Here is a 20,613-nt window from a genome sequence, read left to right as displayed (position 1 = left end):
GGACATTCATTTCCCATTCACTCAAAGCCCGTACGACCCGAACGAGAATATTATGTTTAATATCCTATTCGAAAGAAATGTCTACTGTATATGCCAATTCAGTTTTTTAACTAAGTAACGATCTTATATATGCTGACCATAAGAACCTACATAGCCAAATTAAAGTCAGGCTCTAACAAAAAAAACTCTGGCCTATTAGCCAAAGTTCCCGTGTTTCAATCCATCAGACAATTTTTTCCCAAGCTTTTGGTTCTATATCTTTTTTCTTCCGGAAAATCTTTTTCATAAAGCTTTCTTCTTTCTTCGCTTCAAGAATCCTTTTGACTCCACGAATGAGAAGTACTGACCGCATCTCATTTTCATGACTCATTTTTTGAAATCCTTTAAAATACCCATTATCCATGTCTGATCATCTCCGTAGGTATATTATACTATTTTATGAATAATTGAGTCAATTTTTGTCGAATATATCTCTATTGTTTTAAACTATAGGTAATTAGCACTGCGTATTAACTTTATCCATTTGCTTCTCTTATAGTAAGACGCAACAAAACAAGTCACTCCGTGATGAAGTGACTTATTTTGATTCTATGCGTTAATCTTCCAACTCTACATCTTGGATTTGTCCTTGCGAATCCACTTCCCATTCAATTTCAACACCTTTGTTCAGCCCAAGATTCCCTTCATCTCCGATGACGATATGGCTTGGAATAGTCAAGGTTTGTTTTCCACCCTTTTCCACCTGGACCGTAACCTTCTTGCCATCCACTGATTCGATGACTCCGTCATATTCGATATGCTGCGTGACGATCTTTTGATTAGCATCAGTAATGGTTACTCGCTTACCACCGTCTGATAGCAATTCTACTTTCTTACGATAATTGTTCTTCACTTCCACGTCTTTGAGTACTTTTTTGATTGTCACACCTGATGGAATTCCCTCTGTCCCTGATACTGTTGATTCAGTTTGCGAATTAGAATTCGGTTGTTCCGTTGTGTTGTTCGTGTTATTCGTGTTCGGCTTTTCCGCTGGTGGTGAGGTTTCTGTTGAAGGAGGCGTTCCTTCTGATTTAGGTTGTTTATTAGAACATCCACTTAGCATCGTGCAGATACTGATACAGAGGATGAGAAGAAGTGAAGCCTGAATACGTCGCTGAATGCTAGCTTTATTGAGTATCATTGTATACCTCCTTGAATTACGATGTATTCAATAGTTTTTACTACTAATTTTGGTATTATGCACTAATAATTTGTTCAAACAGTATTGTTGCACCTAACCCATATATTCTACGAATAGTCACATCACCAAAAAAAGACCCGATAAGAAGAAAAACCCTCTTCTTATCGAATCCCTTTTTAGTCTACTACACTTTACGGTGCATACCCGATGAATTCTTCCAAGTGAATGTAAGTTTCATCATTTCATTTTCATTTGATTACTTCCAAATTTCGTCGGCAATCTCCTTGATGAAAGCAAGCTTGTTCCATTGCTGCTCTTCAATAATGATATTCCCTTCCTCTGTGGAGGCGAATCCGCATTGAGAACTCAGGCAAATGTGGTTCATATCTACATATTGAGTTAGTTCTTGTCACAGAGGATTCCCCAAGTGGAATCCTCCAATTGTATATACGAAAAACCTGCGTTATATAGGGCCCGAATCGCTACGTTCTAAGCACTTGCGATCCGCCACCAACTCTTCGATGCTACTATAATAAGCGAGTACAATTGAGAATGTTTTCAGCTAATCATCTGTACTACCATGCAAAACAGTTATCCATTTGACATGTCATTTCCTACTCTTTTGCATCATCTTGTAGCATTTCTTTGCGCCGATCGTTCTTCTTCTGTTGAAATTGTTGTGCCTGCTGGCTTGTCACAGGCGTAGTTTCTAGATCCTTTACCGTATTGATCAAATTTTTATCTGGGCTCATTTTTCATTCCTCCTTGGCTTCGATGGTTAACTTGGTTCAGTATAATATTGTTGCAGTTATGTGTTCTCTCTATTCACTTCCAGAATAAACTGATTCATTTTTACTCAGATTTACGGTAAAACTTGCCTTACACTTCAGTCCTCTACCTTACCCAGATTACCCATTCATGGTACAATAGCAAGACTGCAATGAGTCCAACAATACAATTACGTGAGGAATATGACAACTTATGAAACAGACTACACCATTAAGAGCCTTTAACTTCTTGTATTTCGCTTTGCTGGCTATGTTTATTCCTTTTCTACCTGTCTATTTCGATGCACAGGGACTAAGCCCATCGCAGATAGGGTTCATCATTGGTACAGGGGGCATAATAACAATTATTGCTCAGCCCATGTGGGGAATGATCAGCGACCGGACAAAGACGATTCGAAAAGTATTATTACTTCTCATTGTTTTCGCTTCGATCACCGGATATCTCTTATACAATACGGGCAGTTACACAATGTTAGTTGTATTCGCAATGTTGACTTATTTCTTCCTCATGCCCATTGATCCTTTAACGGAAAGTCTAAATTTCCGAATATCTGAATCAGCTGGCATTAACTACGGCTCCATTCGTACGTTCGGGGCATTAGGCTATGCAGTCATGTCGTTATTGACAGGCTACTTAATGACTCAATATGGCGCTCACAGCTTAGCACTATTATTTGCTGCAGTAGGGGTCTTGTGTTTCATTGTTATGCTTCCCATACCGGATGCACCTGTAGCGGCTAAACCCGTTACATTAAAGAGTCTCAAGAAATTTCTAACTGGAAAAGAAACACTTCTATTCTTGTTGCTGGTTTTCATTAGCTCCATTCCAGCGCGAATGAACGATACTTTTCTAGGTGTTTATATTCTTGAACTCGGAGGAAGTCCGGGACTGGTAGGTCAAGCTTGGTTTCTAGCAGCAGGAAGTGAAATTGTCGTATTTGCTTTAAGCTTCTGGTGGTTGCGTAAAGGTAAGGAACTTATCCTCATCACGATCGCCTGCGGCTTTTATTTCATACGATTCTTCATCTCTGCGTGGATAACTGATCCGCATTGGCTTGCATATTTACAAGTTCTTCAAATACTTACGTTCCCAATATTCTATACAGCAGCCATTCAATACCTTTATCGAATCGTACCTGTCGAATGGCGTGCAACTGGGCAGACTGTACTTGCTCTACTGTTTTTTGGAGTATCAGGCATCATCGCTTCTTATGCAGGTGGAGCTTTGTATGAATATTTCGGTGGTAAAACGCTGTTCCTATCGATCTCAGTGATGTCATTTGTAGGTATGATATTCGGTCTTATCCTTTATCGGATTTATGGACGTACACAAAGTAATGCTGAAGCCGAAATATAAAAGTATCTTTAGCATGAATTCCACCCAGATTGCTTCTAAAGCAACATTGGGTAGATTACATAGGCAAGTTATTAATCAAGTGACAGTTAAAGAGAGGAATTAATAAACCAATGATCATTAAACCGAGAACACGTGGATTTATATGTACTACATCCCATCCAGAGGGTTGTGCACGTCAGGTACACCAGCAAATAGAATATGTACAATCGAACCCTGGAATAAAAGGCCCCCTCAATGTATTAGTAGTTGGAGCCTCAACTGGATATGGACTGGCATCACGTATTGTTGCTGCCTTTGGAGCGCAAGCAAATACAGTCGGTGTTTACCGCCCAAGTAGTGGTAGTGAGAAACGGACCGCTTCAGCCGGTTGGTACAATTCTGCTGCATTTGAGAAAGCAGCACAATCTGCGGGTCTCAAATCATTCAGCGTAACGGGAGATGCTTTCTCAACAGAGACAAAGGACAAGACGATCGAACTTATTCGTACTGAACTCGGCCAAGTTGATCTGGTCATATATAGCGTGGCTTCTGCGCGTAGAGAGAACCCTCAGACCGGTGAAATGGTCAATTCCGTGCTTAAACCTATAGGCAAACCTTATACCAACCAAACTGTCAATTTCCACACTGGAGAAGTTACCCAGGTAACGATTGAAGAGGCTACGGACGAGGAAGTACGTGATACCGTGACCGTGATGGGTGGCGATGATTGGGAGTTATGGATAAATGGACTTCGCCAGGCAGGCGTATTAGCTGACCATGCCACGACTATCGCATACTCATATATCGGATCAGAAATTACGCAAGCGGTGTATAGAGATGGTTCCATCGGTCAAGCGAAGGATCACCTTGAGGCAACCGCTTTGAAAATGAATGACCAACTTGCCATAAGTGGCGGTCGTGCTTATGTATGTGTAAGCAAGGCGCTAGTGACGCAATCAAGCTCTGCTATTCCAGTCGTGCCGTTATATATTTCTGCATTATATAAAGTAATGAAAGAGAAAGGTCTTCACGAGGGATGTATTGAGCAGACCTATCGATTGTTTAAAGAACGCTTATATACAGACGATGGAACACCACTTGATGAAAAAGGTCGCATTCGCATAGATGATTGGGAGTTACGGGAAGATGTGCAAGCTGAAGTTACTCAGATATGGAATCAGATTATGACGGAGAACATCAGAGAACTTACGGATCTCGAGGGCTATACCCGCGAATTCTTCCAACTGTTTGGCTTTGAAACCGAAGGTGTCGATTATGATGCTGACGTCAATCCTGATGTTCAAATCCCTAATTCCTTGTAGGTACCCATCCTTTGCCCCAAGTTATTGACTTGTTCATCTTATAATGTAAAATAGGCTTTCCCGTTGAATATGGGGAAGCTTTTTTCATGTTTATCTCTTACAAAGTGATCCAGCCGCCATTAACAGCTTTGTCGATAGTCCCTTTTTGCCTAATGTGAAGTGATATCAAATAATAAGACGATGATGTTAAAATAGTCTACGATGTGTGTGGCGTTGGAATGAAACAAACCATTGTTTACATGAACTATAGCAAAATAAAACAGAAGAAATGAGATGACCTGTTAGATGGAAAAGAAAATTAAAGTATTAGCTATTTCGGGGAGTCTTCGTCAGAAGTCTTCCAATACCGCATTAATGAATGCTATCATCGCATTAGCCCCCGACAGCATGACATTCACCATTTATCACGGGTTGGGAGATCTACCACATTTCAACCCTGACATTGACCTAGACGAAGGACCTGTTCCTGTCCATGAACTAAGAACACAGCTTAAAGAGGCAGATGCTGTGCTTATATGTACGCCCGAATATGGAAACGGTGTTCCTTGTGTATTAAAGAATGCTTTAGATTGGATCGTATCCTCAGGAGAGTTTGTAAATAAACCTACAGCGGTAATCAGTGCCTCACCCACTTCAATGGGTGGAGATAAAGCGCATGCCTCTCTCCTACTTACGCTAAAAATGATCAATGCTGAAATTGTAGAAGGGGAACGATGATCATCCCGCATATCACTTTGAAACTTAATCATGAAGGGGAAATTACGGATTCTGAGACAAAGCAAGGGTTACTATCCTTACTCCACGGGCTTAAACAGGCTTCTTACGAGAAGAAAAAAAATTACAATTGAAAACCTCACATGAAAGAACTATAATGATACCGAGTCTGGAAAATAAAGTGCTTACAATGTGATTATTTTACTATCTTTTTTACACTCGGAGGAGAAGTTTATTATGAGATTGGAAAAAGACTTTCTTGGTACTAAAGATGTTCCGTCAGATGCTTATTACGGTATTCAAACTATTAGAGCAGCGGAGAATTTCCCGATTACTGGACAACGCATTCATCCCGAATTAATTCGTGCTATGGCCATGGTCAAGAAAGGCGCAGCTATGGCAAATATGGAGATCAAACGACTACTCACTTCTAAGGGAGATGCAATCGTCCAAGCTGCTGATGAAATTATTGGTGGTAAATGGTTCGAGCAATTTATTGTTGATCCCATCCAGGGTGGTGCCGGAACATCCATTAATATGAATACTAACGAGGTCATCGCTAATCGTGCCCTTGAACTCATAGGTAAGGAAAAAGGAAGTTACGAGAACATCAGTCCGAACAATCATGTTAACATGGCCCAGTCCACAAATGACTCATTCCCTACTGCAGTACATTTAGCGGTACTGACGATGATAGAGAAGCTACTTACGACAATGAAAGACTTACATAAAGCGTTCAGCGATAAAGCTACGGAGTTTGATGGTGTTATCAAAATGGGACGAACCCATCTACAGGACGCTGTACCTATCCGTCTCGGACAAGAGTTCCAAGCCTACGCTCGCGTACTTGAACGAGATATAAAGCGACTGACTTCCACCAAGACTAACCTACTAGATATTAATATGGGAGCTACCGCGGTCGGTACTGGCCTTAACGCAGATGTAACGTATATTAAGCGGGTAGCAGTAATACTTGCAGAACTAAGTGGCTTTCCTTTAGAGCCTGCCGAACATCTAGTAGATGCAACGCAGAACACGGATGCCTATACAGAAGTTTCAGCAGCGCTGAAAATCTGCATGATGAACATGTCGAAAGTCGCCAATGATCTTCGTCTGATGGCTTCGGGACCAAGAGCTGGATTGGGAGAAATCACCCTTCCATCCCGCCAACCAGGATCATCCATCATGCCAGGTAAGGTGAATCCTGTGATGTGTGAAGTCATCACTCAGATTGCGTTCCAAGTCATCGGTAATGACCACACCATTTGCCTTGCTTCAGAAGCAGGCCAATTGGAACTGAACGTTATGGAACCGGTACTGGTGTACAACTTACTTCAGTCTCTAGAAATTATGAATCAGGGGTTCCGCGTCTTCAGAGAACATTGCATCGAAGGTATTCAAGCGAATGTAGATCATTGTCGTGAATATGTGGAGAATAGCGTAGGTATTATTACAGCGCTTAACCCTCACTTAGGGTATGAAGTCGTATCCCGTATCGCTCGTGAAGCCATTAATACAGGTAAGTCGGTACGTAGTCTGTGTCTCCTTTATAATGTTCTAACAGAAGAGGAACTGAATATCATACTCGATCCCTATCAAATGACGAACCCAGGTATCGCAGGTGCAGAATTACTTCATAAGGAGTAAGATAACCTCTTTATGTAGGATAAGTTCGATAGGATCAGTAACGTATTGGCGATAAAATGATGCGCAATGAAAGAGGGGAGAACCAGACATGCTGGTTCTCCCCTCTTTCATTGTTTTTTGATTCAAATGAGTTTAGATTCGACCTTTTTTTCAAAAAATAGGTACATAAACAGGATGCATTTAGACATGTGTCTAGAATCGTTTTTGTTCATTATTATGAATTTTTCACATGGTGTCAATTTATAGTACTCACCTGAAATCAGGAAAGTTAACCTATCATTTAGTTTTCAATTACCCATTATTAAAAAAGTAATAGAAAGTACAATCTCTCTTCCTTTAATTCTCATATATTGTGATTGTATTAAAAATATATATTTAACGGAGGAGATAAGTTATGATCCAGAAGAAAGCACGGAAAACAGATCGTACAACAGTAGATTTAAGACGCGGAGACGAGGCGCTCGTGCGTTGTCGCCGCCGTCACGATGATGATTTCGGAAACGACGGAAAACCCGTAAAACCTAAAATCGATCGTATAATAAATTTAAGACCAGGAGAGAATGTGTTAGTACGCTGTCGTCGCCGCCACCGTGACGATGATCATTTCGGAGACGACAGAAAACGTCGTACAACTTCGAACACTCGGCCTGTTAAAAAGTAATTTTAATCTCAAATTTAATGTAGCACAGAAAAGGTCCGTCAGCGGAAGCACTCGCTGGCGGATTTTTCACGCCCCTTTTACAAGAGATGAACATCGAGGGCTTTGATTCATTCATCAGTGTAATTAATTCAACACAATATGGTGTTACATTTAGTAGTCTCTCCGTTCGTTCTATTATTGTTTTGTCATGATCCTATTTGCAGAAAGTAAGAATGGTATTCCAAATGCTGATGTCACAGCAATGATCGTAAATATAATAACGGATGAATCAGCGCCTAACGCATCCAAGAGAAATCCTCCTAGCAACGGTGCCATTACATTCCCTAAATTGTTGAAGCCTATCATTCCAAAATATGTCCCACGCAGTTCTGGTTTGGCGATATGATCAATAAGTACATCATTCATAGTAAACATCAGAACTTCTCCAATCGTAAACAGAATGACACCCACCATTAACCCAATGAAGGATTGAAAGATTCCAAAAATCAATAGACTGCTAGATACGAATATACTACCTAGTATGAGCGGAATAACGGGTGGTAATTTACTGGCATATTTAACTATAGGAAACTGGCATGCCAACACCACAATCGCATTGAGTGATAACATATAACTAAACCATGTCGCACCATCTTCAATACGTGGACTCATCTCCATAAATTGCGCTAAAGTAGAACTGAAATGTCCGTATCCAAGTACACAGAATATCATCCCCATCAGCACATAAATGAATACTCGGTCCCCACTAATCGCACGAAACGCACCTACTAGTGTAATTCGTTCACTACTAACACTAGTGGCAGAACCCAATTCGGAATATCTGATAAACTGAATAATCAACGTCACACCATAGAAAACGTAGACGATACCAGCAATGATAAATGACCAGCTCGATCCAGACGCTCCCATTTGCAGTCCAAGGATGGGTCCGAATACGACCCCAAGATTAACTGCCGCATAACGCAAATTAAACACAAGTAACTTACTTTCCTGAGGTGTAATATCCGCAAGTAAGGCACGAGAAGTCGGCTCAAACATCGCACGACACAAGCCGTTAAGTGCATTCATAACAAAAAATATCCAAATTTTGTCCGCAACGGCAAAACCTATAAAGACTAGTGCCCAGCCGAATACGGAGATCAGCAGCACCTTTTTCCGGCCAATTATATCAGATATATATCCTCCATAAAAAGAAGCAAACACTCCGATTAAGGAGCTGACTGCAACAACAATTCCAGTCTGTGACGCTGTAGCACCCATCGTTTTAATCAAATAAATGGATAGAAACGGGATACTCATGGACGTTGCCATTCGACCAAAAATTGTCCCTATTATGATGGTCCATGATAAAGGATGAATTTGCTTTAACTGTGTTTTCATAGATGTCACTTCCTTTAACGCAAAATTATTTTTATTACTCTTTACTTATGTAATCCTACTAATTCTAATATATCTATCCAAACGTTCTCTTAAATTCGTATTTATTATTCTAACACAGAACATATATTTGCATCATGTAATTATCTCTTGTTGATTATCCAACATGCCTCCTTGTACGAGAGTGAACTCAACTGAAATAAGAAATAGCCGTATTGCTTTAGCAACCGGCTATTTCTTATATAAATCTTCTTACTTTTATATCAATTAATTGACAACCTCTTGTAGACTTCTCGGTCTCATATCCGTCCATTGCGCATTAATATAATCTGTACAAATCTCACGGGTCTGGTCTGCCACCACGACGGTCCATCCTTCCGGTACGATAATGTAACTAGGCCAGAGAGAATACTGCTTCTCGTCGTTCATCAGAACTAGATAGGTCGTATCTGCACGCTCAAATGGGTTGGTCACTTATATTACCTCCTGTTATATTAAATTCTGACCTCTGCCCGACTACTGGACATAAGCTTCAGTGAAATAATCTTCCCAATCTCAGAAAGTGGTCCAGGTTGACATAGATCTTTATGTCGACAAGCGATATCATGTCTTTCAATCTTGCCCTCGATAAAGGGCTCCCACATTTCTGGCTCTATAGGATCGAACCAATCCGGTATGATCGTCGAATGGAAGAATAGAAGATCTCCCTTAAATCGTTTAGGAACAAATGCGCCTAGTATACGCACAGAGTTCTCATAGGTTTCTTTAAGATTCATAATAATAGCTTCATCAAGGCTAGCTAAAGCACTACCATCACTCCGAAGAATTTCAATGGCCCTTGCTATATCGAGGGGACCTTCACCCATTGTGTCCGGATCGTATCCACCTAAAGCCAATAGCGCGACCAATGCTTCTTCTTCGTCTGGCTCTCCTCGAATTGGCAAGTAATGGCTTGGGAAAGCATCCAGCATAGCTAGAAAAGATACCTCTTCCCCTTCTGATTGCAATTGCACAGCCATCGCTTGGGCTACATTACCACCCAGAGACCAGCCAAGCAACTGATACGGTCCTGTAGGTTGTATCGAGCGGACATGCTCTATATAGTCGACTGTCATGTCCTCAAGTGTCCTCGGAAATTCCTCAGACTGCGCAATTCCACGCGCCTGCAAGCCATAGATTGGATAATCCATACTGAGATGCTTCATCAACCCTGCATAACACCAACTTAGCCCTCCCGCAGGATGAATACAGAATAGCGGTAACTGATCGCCATGAGTTCTAAGCGGAAGCAATACCTGAAGTGCACTACTATGCCCCTCCTCCATATCGAGCTTTTCAGCAAGTGTTGCAACAGTAGGCGCTTCAAATAGGATACCGATACCTGGATCTCGACCCAACGCCTCGCGAATACGACTCATTAGACGCACAGCTAATAATGAATGACCACCTAACTCGAAGAATCCATCATCAATGCCTACACGCTTCAGTCCAAGAACCTCAGCAAATAATTCGCATAGCACTTCCTCCTGTGGTGTTCTAGGTCCACGTCCATCAAGAACTAAGGAGAAGTCTGGTGCTGGTAAAGCTTTTCGATCTAACTTACCGTTTGGCGTGAGTGGCAGAACATCCATACTTATAATTGCAGATGGAACCATGTAATCAGGAAGGATAGCTCCAACATATCTGCGTAGCTCAACTGAATCCGTTGCAGTCCCTACAGCTGAGACTACATATGCCACAAGACGTTTGTCTCCCGGCTGATCCTCACGAACCACTACCCCTACTTGTTCTATTTCGGGATGTCTACCAAGTATGGCCTCAATCTCTCCTGGCTCAATACGGAATCCTCGAATCTTCACTTGTTGGTCAGCACGTCCCAGATAATCTAACGAGCCATCACTTAATCGTTTGGCAAGATCTCCGGTACGATACATTCTTGTTCCTGGTCGACCATATGGATCAGCTACAAATCGTTCGGCCGTCAACCCTGGTCTCTGCCAGTACCCTCTCGCTAATCCATGTCCAGCAACATACATTTCTCCTGTAACTCCTGTCGGGACAGGCTGTAATGCATCATCCAATACATACACCCTAAGATCTGGAATAGAATGACCGATGAGGCTATTACCTCGGTGAAGAGCGCTATTTCGGTCAAGCTCCATGTAACTGACATGTACAGTTGTCTCGGTTAAACCATACATATTGATCAGTCTCGGCGCCTCGTCTCCATGGCGATCATACCAATCATCCAATCTACCAAGTTCTAACGCCTCACCACCGAAAATGAGATATCGTAATGCGAGCTCTTGTCCCAATGAAGGATTCTCTCGATCTGCTTGCATCAGTTGATAGAATGCGGATGGCGTCTGATTCAGAACGGATACTTTCTCTTGTACAAGAAGCTGTAGAAAATCTATCGGTGATCTACTTATCGTATGCGGAACAACCACTAGTCGCCCACCGTGTAAGAGGGGTCCCCATAACTCCCAGACCGAAAAGTCAAATGCATAGGAATGAAATAACGTCCATACATCATCAGAACCGAAACTGAACCAATGCTCAGTAGAAGCAAACAGTCGGACTACATTTTGATGTGGAATGACAACCCCCTTCGGTTTTCCTGTAGAACCTGAGGTGTAAATCATATACGCTGGACTAAGTGGAGATAACTGCCCCCTCCGGTCACAGTCTCTTGGATTTCCAGAAGAATATTTCCGTAGCTCTTCCGCAGTTTCGGCGTCATCCAGAAGTATGATCGGAAGTCCACCCTCACAAGAAAGTCTAGAAGCTACCTCAGTATTCGTAATCATCATAACGGGCGCTGCATCCTCAAGCATATATGCGATTCTGTCACTAGGATAATCTGGGTCCACAGGCAAATAGGCGGCTCCCGCTTTCAAAATAGCTAGGATTCCAACGACCATATCCAATGATCTCGGTAGCGCTAACGCCACCATCTGTTCAGGAGCAACTCCCTCTTCCATAAGCAAGTACGCGAGCTGGTTCGTACGATTGTTCAACTCATTGTAGCTAAGAGCAATACCATCAAAGACAAGAGCTACAGCTTCTCCATTCTTAGCACATTGTGACTCGAATAGGTCTGGTAGACAGACTTGTGGTAACTTTTCAGTATCCGCACTCCATTTCGTCAATATACTTTGACGCTCTTCAGTTAATAGTATATCAAGATGCCCAATGGCCTTATTTGGTTCATTCACCACAGCATTCAACAACTGTAAGAACCGAGTAGTCATGACTTCAACCGTACTTCGTTCGAATAAATCTGTGCTAAATTCCAATAATCCTTCCAAACCATCAGGCGTGCCATCCGATGCGCGGCGTTCATTACATTCCAACGTAAGATCGAACTTGGCTGTACCTACAGCTTCAATCTGAAGTCTACTTGTCACACCCGGGAAATCTAACATTGCATCTGGCGTATTCTGTAACACTAGCATGATCTGAAAGAGTGGATGTCTGGATCTAGACCGCACAGGATTAAGAACTTCAACCAGACGCTCGAAAGGTAACTCTTGATGCTCATACGCAGCGAGATTCACATCACGGACTCTCGTAAGTAGCTCTCGAAAGCTAGGATCTCCGGATGTATCGGTACGTAATACTAAGGTATTAATAAACAATCCAACTAGACCATTAAGCGCATCGTCACTCCGCCCTGCGATTGGACAGCCTATAGGAATATCGGTTCCTGCTCCAAGGCGAGTGAGAAGAACAGCAAGTGCGGACTGTAACACCATGAACAGACTCGTTCTACTCTCGCGGGCAATTTCCAACAGTTGCCCATGAAGTTGTGGACTTATCTGAAACGGGACTACGCCTCCTTGATAACTCGCCGCTGCCGGTCTTGGGTAATCCGTTGGTAACTCTAGCTGATCTGGTAGATTCTTTAGCGTCTTAGTCCAGAAATCAAGTTGTGTGGCAATAAGACTATCCGAATCATGCTCACTTCCCAGAAGATTATCTTGCCAGATCGCATAATCTGCATATTGTACTGTCATCCGTGACCATGCCGGAGCTGTACCAGCACATCGAGCAACGTACGCATTAGAAAGATCTCGTGATAACGGAATCAACGACCAACCATCACCTGCTATATGATGAAGAAGTAGTAATAGCACGTATTCATCTGGACCAAGTATGAACAATTGTACTCGGAGCGAGGGCTCTGATGACAACTCGAAGCTATAGCGAATTGCCTCCGCAAGAGTCTCATCTAACGAAGATTCACTTGTCTCTGTCCGAATTAACACAGGTCGTGCTTCCTCGACATCCAGAATCCGTTGACTCGACGAACCCCATGAATCAGGGAACACGGTTCGAAGCGTCTCATGTCGACTTACCATATCAACAAGAGCAGCCTCCAACGATTCAAGGTTTAATGCTCCAGACAAACGAGCTACGAGCGGGATATTATATGTTGGGCTTGGGCCTTCCATTCGGTATAGGAACCATAAACGACGTTGTGCAAAGGAAAGCGGAACGATCTCTGGACGTATAACCGGACTTATGGCCGTTCTTGCAACTTGCCCATGATCTAATAATTTGGCGATCCCCGCTACCGTTGGGGCCTCAAAAAGACTACCCATTCCTAATTCAACACCGAATGTATCCCGGATACGCACCATGACCCTACCTGCAAGCAAGGAATGACCACCTAGATGGAAAAAGTCATCATCTATTCCCACATGTGCAAGGCCAAGTATCTCTGCAAATACATCACATAATATTTCTTCCTGTGGTGTTCGTGGGCCCACTCCTATACTCGTTCTATGATATTCTGGCCTTGGTAATGCCTTTTGATCAATCTTCTTGTTGGGTGTTAAAGGCATTTCTGATAATTCAACAAATACGGATGGAATCATATAATCGGGCAATTCATCGGCGACATAACGCCGAAGCTCAGCTGCATCCACACTAACAGGAGAATCTAATACAATGTAAGCAATTAGACGCTTATCCCCAGGCACATCTTCCCTAGCAACAACTGCGACTTGCTCAACTGATGGATGCCGTGAAAGTAAAGACATGATTTCTCCCAGTTCAATCCGGTATCCTCGAATCTTAATTTGGTGATCCATTCGCCCCAAATAATCGATAGTACCATCTGCAAGATGTCTCACAAGGTCACCTGTACGATACATGCGCGTACCTGCTGGGCCAATTGGATCAGCAACGAAACGCTCAGCCGTTAGTCCGGGTCTACGTAAATAACCGCGACCCAAGCCCGCACCAGCTATATATAATTCACCTACTATACCTGGAGGTACGGGTTGGAGCGATTCATCAAGTACATACAATTGCGTATTCCATACTGGCCCACCGATAGAAGGCTTAAGTGTAAGCTCATTCCCAAGAAGTGCTGCTGTTGAATATATAGTTGTTTCAGTTGGTCCATATTGATTGTTGACCTGACAACCAAGCTCTTGCAGAGCGAGCTTGAGTCCAATCGGAAATGCCTCTCCACCTGTAATGATTCGAAGCCCATCGAATCTATCAGGCTTGCTTGCAACAAACGCCTGCCATAATGTAGGGGTTGCCTGCATTATGGTTATAGCATTCTCTCTAATTCTCCTAGCAAGTGCAGACGGATCCAGAATCATATCTTTCGTCGCGATGTCCATACTCGCTCCCGTTGTCAATGGAAGATACACTTCAAGAACAGATATATCGAATGCAATGGTGGTAACCGATAACAATCGATCCTTTTCATTCAACTGGAACCGATCCTGCATCGCAATGATTAGATTAGTCAGGCCACCAAAGGTTACCATGACTCCTTTCGGATTGCCGGTTGAGCCTGAAGTATAGATGATATAGGCAGGGTTAAGAGGCGATAGATTGGTTATGCGATCGGCATCGTCAGGATTATGATCGGGGTACCGCATTAGAATATCTATGATAACAGGTTCATCTATTGTGAGCGTAGGCACAACATACAGTTCGGACAGATTGGATCTAACCAGACAATCCGTAATGACATACATAGGCGCAGCATCATCCAGCATATAAGCAATCCGATCCGTTGGATAATCTGGATCTATTGGAAGATATGCAGCACCCGCCTTGTGGACAGCTAAGATTGCGACTATCATGTCTATCGAACGCGACAGTACGAGTGCAACAATACCTTCTGGTCTAACCCCTTGTGCAATCATGAAATGAGCGAGACGATTCGCTCGTCTGTTCAACTCTGCATAGCTTAGTGATTTCCTTTCAAGGAATACAGCCGTAGCATCTGGTGTTTCTGCCATTCTTTCCTCAAATAAAATGCACGGATAGATCTCTGACACGGGATGAGTGGTTGCATTCCACTTCGTCAACACTTGTTGACGTTCCTCTAATAGAAGGTAGTCGATTCGTGAGATTGATTCGTCGATTTCAGCAACTGAAATTTTGTCTAAGAGATAAAGGAAACGTCGATGATGAGATTCCAACTCGTCTGTACTGTATACTGCAGGATTACCATCAAAGTCGATTCGTAGGCCACTTCCATCGGATCTGTTATATACATTAATTAACAAATCATCTACAGGACCAGCCGAAAGATTGCTTGTTGTTCCTCGATACCCATCAAAACTCAGGTCATAGTCAAACGGCATCACATTTATGACAGGTCCAAATAATCTTCGCTGGTCTCCTAACAATTTAAGGTCTCGACGTAGATCCTGTTGTCGATATCCCTGATGTCGCTTTATCTCACCTATCTCCTTAATAACTTGTTGTATGAGTTCAGACAGACTCATTTCTGGTCGGACAACCACACGAAGTGGGAGCAAATTCATAACCATTCCTGGAATGCGAAGTGAAGCGGAACCTAAACGACACATCATTGGCAATCCAAGAATGACTTCGCTTGCTCCAGTCAAACGATGTACGTAAATGGCTGTAGCTACCATGACAATCTCAGGCCAACTTGATCCTGTCTGACTTGCTGCTACTTGCAAACCATTTATCCCCGCTGGGGTTAGCTTCGCTGACTGTCGTATAAAACTTCGTGAAGTTCTCGACGCCTTGTTCGCTAGGCTTACCACCTCAGGTTCGTCAGCAAAGCGTGATGTCCAGAATTGACGATCCGATTCAATTTGCTCCGAACCAAGATATTTCGATTCTTCATCCATAATGGACTGTAATGTTCCGAATCTTCCCTTATCAATAGAGAGGTTCCGTCCTAATGCTGTATAGATTTGAGCCACTCTTCGTGCGATTAATGAGAATCCATACCCATCAATGACAATATGATGGATTCGTTGATACCAATAAAACCGATCTGGAGCTAGTCTAAATAAAGCTTCCGTAAACAAGGGGCCTCGGTACAGGTCAACTGGCTTGCTCATATCCTCTTTCATCCAAGCTTCTGCCATTTCGTGTGGATTCTTCTGCCCACTAACGTCTATAAGATGTAAATGCCAGTCGATAGATGGATCAATTGTCTGCCATGGTCCATCTTGATCCTCCCCGAATCGAAGATGTAACGTCTCTGCCTCCATCACAACTTGCCTCAACGCAAGCTCGAATCGTTCAGGGTCTACTGGACCATGAATTTCAATCCATTCGCCAGTGTTGAAGATCGGATTATCCGGGTCAAGCTGCTGAGCAAACCATATACCGGATTGTGCTCCGGTCAAAGTAAATCGAATACTTTCATCAGACATGATCATAATCTCCTTTTCATCCCCACTTTCATACATTGAAATAATCTACATTTGGCAAGTTACTGTCCTCCTCTGAAGACATCAACGCCCACCAATCGGATATCGTCGGCTGCTCAGCCAACTCTACGAAAGTAATCTCAATCCCCCTACGGCGCCACCCTTCAACTAGACTCATGATTCTAATTGAATCAATTCCCCATATGTTGATCAAATCATCATGTATTCCAATATGATTGGGTTGCTCTTGAATGATCCTAGCTACCTCTTCACGTAATGACTCCAGTGTGATCGGCGCTTGTATCTCGGTGTCCGCAGAACTCAGATCCCCTGTCAACTGCTTCCGATTCAGCCCTTCAATCAGTTGTTGCGTCGTTATAGTAACTGCACATCGCTCGGATGCATAGGTCATTGCCATGCTGTGCTTCTCCAATGAGAAATCTGCTACTGCATCTGCGATGAAGAAGGGTTGAATATCTTGCATGAATGCTTCGCAGGAAGTTAAAAGACAGCCGATGTGGGCATAGATCCCACACACGATAAGCTGATCTCGGCCTTGCTGCTCCATCAACTTCAGCAGATCCGTCTTCTGAAATGCACTATATCTCCATTTCGTCAGAACAATATCATCTTGCCTTGGTGAAAGTTCTTCTACGATTTGCTTCTGATCTGGGCCACCATTAATACCAGATCCCCAGAAATCCTGCAACAATCCACGTTGTTCAGGCGTCTGCCCTCCAGGCTGTGCCGAATAGATCACAGGTATTCCAAGCTCGGTAGCATACTTCCGGAGATTTTGGATGTTCGCAATTAGCTCTACAACAGGGGATTTCTTAACATCGAACGCATCCAGGAAATACTGTTGCATATCATGAATGAGTAACACCGCTCGCTTCGGATCGATCGTCCAACCTACTTTGTTTGTTGGTAAGTCAGATTCTACAGGCATTGGATATGGCAATATATTTGGAATAGCCAAGTTATCTCCTCTTTTCAATATTAATATAGTGATTTCATTATCATTAGGAATTCGAAAGAGAGCTGAGCTTCTGACTTATTTGTTCACGAAGTGTCTTCTTACTCACCTTACCTACTCGGGTCTTAGGAAACGTATCAATGAACTCGACTCTGTCTGGAATCTTATAGGGTGCTAATCCTCGTTCTCTCAGAAACACTTTAATCTCAGTGACCGTAAGAGATGATTCATGCGGAATAATGAATGCGCACGTACGCTCACCAAGAAATTCATCTGGTATCGCCACTACTGCCACATCGTGCACGCCGGGGTGTGCTAAGATATGATTCTCCAACTCTTCAGCTGCGACCTTATCTCCACCTCGATTGATCTGGTCTTTATCACGACCTTCTACAACTAAGTAGCCGCTTGAATTTAGACTCGCGAGGTCTCCCGTACGGTAAAATCCGTCTGTTGTGAACGACTTTACATTATGTTCCTCCGCCTTATAATATCCACGGATCGTGTAGGGTCCACGAGTTAGCAGATGTCCTACTTTCCCTAACTCAACCTCACGATCCTCTTCATCTACGATGCGTATCTCATCATAAGGTGACATCGGTCGCCCCTGTGTATTCACGATAATGTCTTCTGGATCATCAAGCCGAGTATAATTAACAAGTCCTTCAGCCATTCCAAATACCTGTTGGAGCGAACATCCTAGCGTTGATCTTACTCGCCTTGCTACCTCTGCACTGAACTTCGCTCCACCAACTTGCAACACCTGAAGATGGGATAGATCAGGACGTCTCGATACTGCTGCATCAAGCCATATCAAAGCAATAGGTGGTACGACAGCCGTAATGGTTACCTGTTCTTTGGATATCAGCGGAAATACTTCATCCGGACTTGCACCTCGGACAAGAACAACGCGACCGCCGGCATACATCGTCCCTAGTACGCCAGGTGAACTGAGCGGATAGTTGTGCGCAATGGGAAGTACCGCTAGATAAACCGTATTCTCATCCAAAAGGCATATTTCGGCACTCAACCTTAAACTGTAGATGTAGTCATCATGTGTGCGAGGAATTAGTTTCGGTAATCCTGTCGTCCCACCTGATAACTGTAGGAATGCCACCTCGCTTGAACTTGGCTCTTGCCATTGACTTACTGGTTCTGTATACAAATCACTGAGCGCGATAAATGGGCCTGGTTCGCCTGCCACAATGACATGTTGCAAGGTCGGAACATTAGCTTTGACTTGCAAGGCAAGATCCCGATAATCGAATCCAGAATCCACATCCGCAATAATATAAGCAACCGCCTCTGAAAACTCGGATATATAGGTAATCTCACTCTTTCGATGTAACGGTAATGCGAATACGGGCAGTGCTCCCAAGCGAAACAAGGCAAAACAAGCTTCTAGAAACTCTGGGATGTTGGGAAGCTGTACAACGACTCGATCATGTGCCTGAATACCCAAATTGTGAAATCCTTGCACCAATCGATCTACCCTAGCATCTAAATCTGCATAGCTTATTCGGCGTTCACCACTGGCAATTGCGATACGTTCTCCGTATGCTGCTGCACGTTGTCGAAGCATTCCACCAAATGTTTCGCCTCGCCAGCACCCCTCATTCTGATATTGCTCTGCAAACTCTTTAGGCCATGTGGGGCATCCTGACAACATGATGTATCACTCCCCCATCTCATCTTCTTGTTGCTTCAGACCCATAGCCAAAAACAACGTTTGTAACTTGGCTGAAGTCTCCGCAAGTTCTGCTTCTCCACTCGATCCGCTTACAATTCCCGCTCCTGCGAACAGACGAAGCGTACGACCCGCTACCTCAGCACATCGGATGGTAACTGCCCATTCTCCATCCCCATTCGAATCACACCAGCCGACCAATCCAGTGAAGAAGCCCCGTTCGAATGGCTCAATTTCCTTAATTACTTCTCTTGCTAGATCCGTGGGTGTACCACAGACAGCGGGAGTTGGATGTAACGCCACAGCAAGCTCTAGAACCGAAGTACGAATATCAGCAAGCTCACCAACAATTTCCGTCGATAAATGCCACATCGTATTGGTCTGCACAAGTGATGGTTCATCTGGAACGACTAATGTCGTACAATATGGACGAAGTGCTGCTGCCACTGCGGCCACGACCACAGCATGCTCATGTCTATCCTTGGATGAAGCCAGTAACGCAACCGCCCGCCGCTCATCTTCGATCGGATCTTCACTACGAGCAGCAGATCCCGCCAATGGGTTAGCTATGATTTGGGTACCTGCCTTCTTCACTAACAATTCCGGGCTTGCACCGACCAACGTATGATGATCCTTATTCACAGACGATCCCCTATTTAAAGAATCATCCACACCTTCTTTCAACAGACTCATACCAAAGGTATAGCCATGCGTATTGTTCTGAGCCAAATTTCGAAGTAAACCATGCGTATCCACTACCGTCGGCAACGTAATATGAATGGATCTGGATAGAACTACTTTTTGAACGTCGCCTTGTGCAAGACGCATTAATACCTTATTTACGCCTTTGGCATATTCAGAAGCCTCTGGAACCGCTTGAACCTCATAGTCAGTAATAAGTGGGCTATTCATCTTTATCTCTGAATTGAGATTTAATGGACCAGCCCATTCGGCAGTCAGTGGTACAATAAGTTCGCTTGGTTTCGTGTGATCATATGGGATTGCACCAACAATTACCGATAGTTCATGTCCAGATTTCTTCGTGTGAGCAAGAAGTTTTGCAACGCGCTCCGGTAGATTTACCAAGTTATTGGATTCACCATCCGATATTAATCTAGCATGTACACCTCTTGCTAAAAGGGTTCGCTCTGGCGAAGCCCAAAAAAAAGAAGAACCTTCTCTGTAATCTTCAAGAAGTTGTGTCGCTACCGCTGGAGCAACTTCATTTTTCAACATGGTTATCGTCATCTCCCTT

12 protein-coding genes and 2 pseudogenes are annotated in these 20,613 nt (G+C 43.3%); 4 read left to right on the top strand and 10 right to left on the bottom strand.

Annotated elements, in window-relative coordinates; genetic code table 11:
* Positions 1–223: 223 nt before the first annotated feature.
* The 4 genes and pseudogenes from PGLA_RS20165 to PGLA_RS28420 all read right to left on the bottom strand — a co-directional run bounded on the left by PGLA_RS20165 (position 224) and on the right by PGLA_RS28420 (position 1,932).
* Positions 224–403: a hypothetical protein gene (locus PGLA_RS20165; protein ID WP_068536294.1), complete on the bottom strand. Its 180-nt coding sequence runs from the start codon at positions 401–403 to the stop codon at positions 224–226.
* Between the two features lie 192 nt (positions 404–595).
* The gene (locus PGLA_RS20160) at positions 596–1,180 is read right to left on the bottom strand and encodes a lipoprotein (protein WP_068536291.1); all 585 of its coding nucleotides are present in this window, start codon (positions 1,178–1,180) and stop codon (positions 596–598) included.
* 256 nt (positions 1,181–1,436) lie between these two features.
* Positions 1,437–1,589 (bottom strand): annotated as a pseudogene (locus PGLA_RS27605) (5-methyltetrahydropteroyltriglutamate--homocysteine methyltransferase); the annotation flags it as partial.
* Positions 1,590–1,794: 205 nt separating this feature from the next.
* Positions 1,795–1,932 (bottom strand): hypothetical protein, encoded by a 138-nt coding sequence (locus tag PGLA_RS28420; protein WP_169810204.1) that lies wholly within the window; start codon positions 1,930–1,932, stop codon positions 1,795–1,797.
* 229 nt (positions 1,933–2,161) lie between these two features.
* Between PGLA_RS28420 and PGLA_RS20155 the strand changes: the two genes are divergently transcribed.
* The 4 genes and pseudogenes from PGLA_RS20155 to aspA all read left to right on the top strand — a co-directional run bounded on the left by PGLA_RS20155 (position 2,162) and on the right by aspA (position 6,987).
* The gene (locus tag PGLA_RS20155) at positions 2,162–3,325 is read left to right on the top strand and encodes an MFS transporter (protein ID WP_068536288.1); all 1,164 of its coding nucleotides are present in this window, start codon (positions 2,162–2,164) and stop codon (positions 3,323–3,325) included.
* A gap of 110 nt (positions 3,326–3,435) precedes the next feature.
* A complete protein-coding gene (fabV, locus tag PGLA_RS20150; RefSeq protein WP_068536286.1) occupies positions 3,436–4,626 on the top strand; it encodes an enoyl-ACP reductase FabV in 1,191 nt (396 codons plus the stop codon).
* 285 nt (positions 4,627–4,911) lie between these two features.
* Positions 4,912–5,474: pseudogene (locus PGLA_RS20145) on the top strand (NADPH-dependent FMN reductase).
* Between the two features lie 103 nt (positions 5,475–5,577).
* Positions 5,578–6,987, top strand: coding sequence for an aspartate ammonia-lyase (gene aspA / locus PGLA_RS20140; protein WP_068536285.1), 1,410 nt, complete (start codon positions 5,578–5,580; stop codon positions 6,985–6,987).
* Between the two features lie 835 nt (positions 6,988–7,822).
* Here aspA and PGLA_RS20130 read toward each other — a convergent pair.
* The 6 genes from PGLA_RS20130 to dhbC all read right to left on the bottom strand — a co-directional run bounded on the left by PGLA_RS20130 (position 7,823) and on the right by dhbC (position 20,594).
* A complete protein-coding gene (locus PGLA_RS20130; protein ID WP_068536281.1) occupies positions 7,823–9,028 on the bottom strand; it encodes an MDR family MFS transporter in 1,206 nt (401 codons plus the stop codon).
* Positions 9,029–9,292: 264 nt separating this feature from the next.
* Entirely contained in the window at positions 9,293–9,499 is a 207-nt protein-coding gene (locus PGLA_RS20125; protein ID WP_068536279.1) for an MbtH family protein, read from the bottom strand.
* A gap of 20 nt (positions 9,500–9,519) precedes the next feature.
* Positions 9,520–16,698, bottom strand: a complete 7,179-nt coding sequence (locus tag PGLA_RS20120) for an amino acid adenylation domain-containing protein (RefSeq protein WP_068536416.1) — start codon at positions 16,696–16,698, stop codon at positions 9,520–9,522.
* A gap of 28 nt (positions 16,699–16,726) precedes the next feature.
* Entirely contained in the window at positions 16,727–17,674 is a 948-nt protein-coding gene (locus tag PGLA_RS20115; protein WP_068536277.1) for an isochorismatase, read from the bottom strand.
* Between the two features lie 43 nt (positions 17,675–17,717).
* The gene (locus PGLA_RS20110) at positions 17,718–19,340 is read right to left on the bottom strand and encodes a (2,3-dihydroxybenzoyl)adenylate synthase (RefSeq protein WP_068536275.1); all 1,623 of its coding nucleotides are present in this window, start codon (positions 19,338–19,340) and stop codon (positions 17,718–17,720) included.
* Between the two features lie 6 nt (positions 19,341–19,346).
* Complete coding sequence (dhbC, locus tag PGLA_RS20105) at positions 19,347–20,594, bottom strand: isochorismate synthase DhbC (protein WP_068536273.1); 1,248 nt, start codon at positions 20,592–20,594, stop codon at positions 19,347–19,349.
* Between the last annotated feature and the right edge of the window lie 19 nt (positions 20,595–20,613).

It is taken from the genome of Paenibacillus glacialis, from assembly GCF_001637205.1.
Lineage (GTDB): Bacteria > Bacillota > Bacilli > Paenibacillales > Paenibacillaceae > Paenibacillus_AQ > Paenibacillus_AQ glacialis.
Note: the sequence above shows the minus strand (reverse complement) of the source record. Positions and strands in the feature narration are given on the sequence as shown.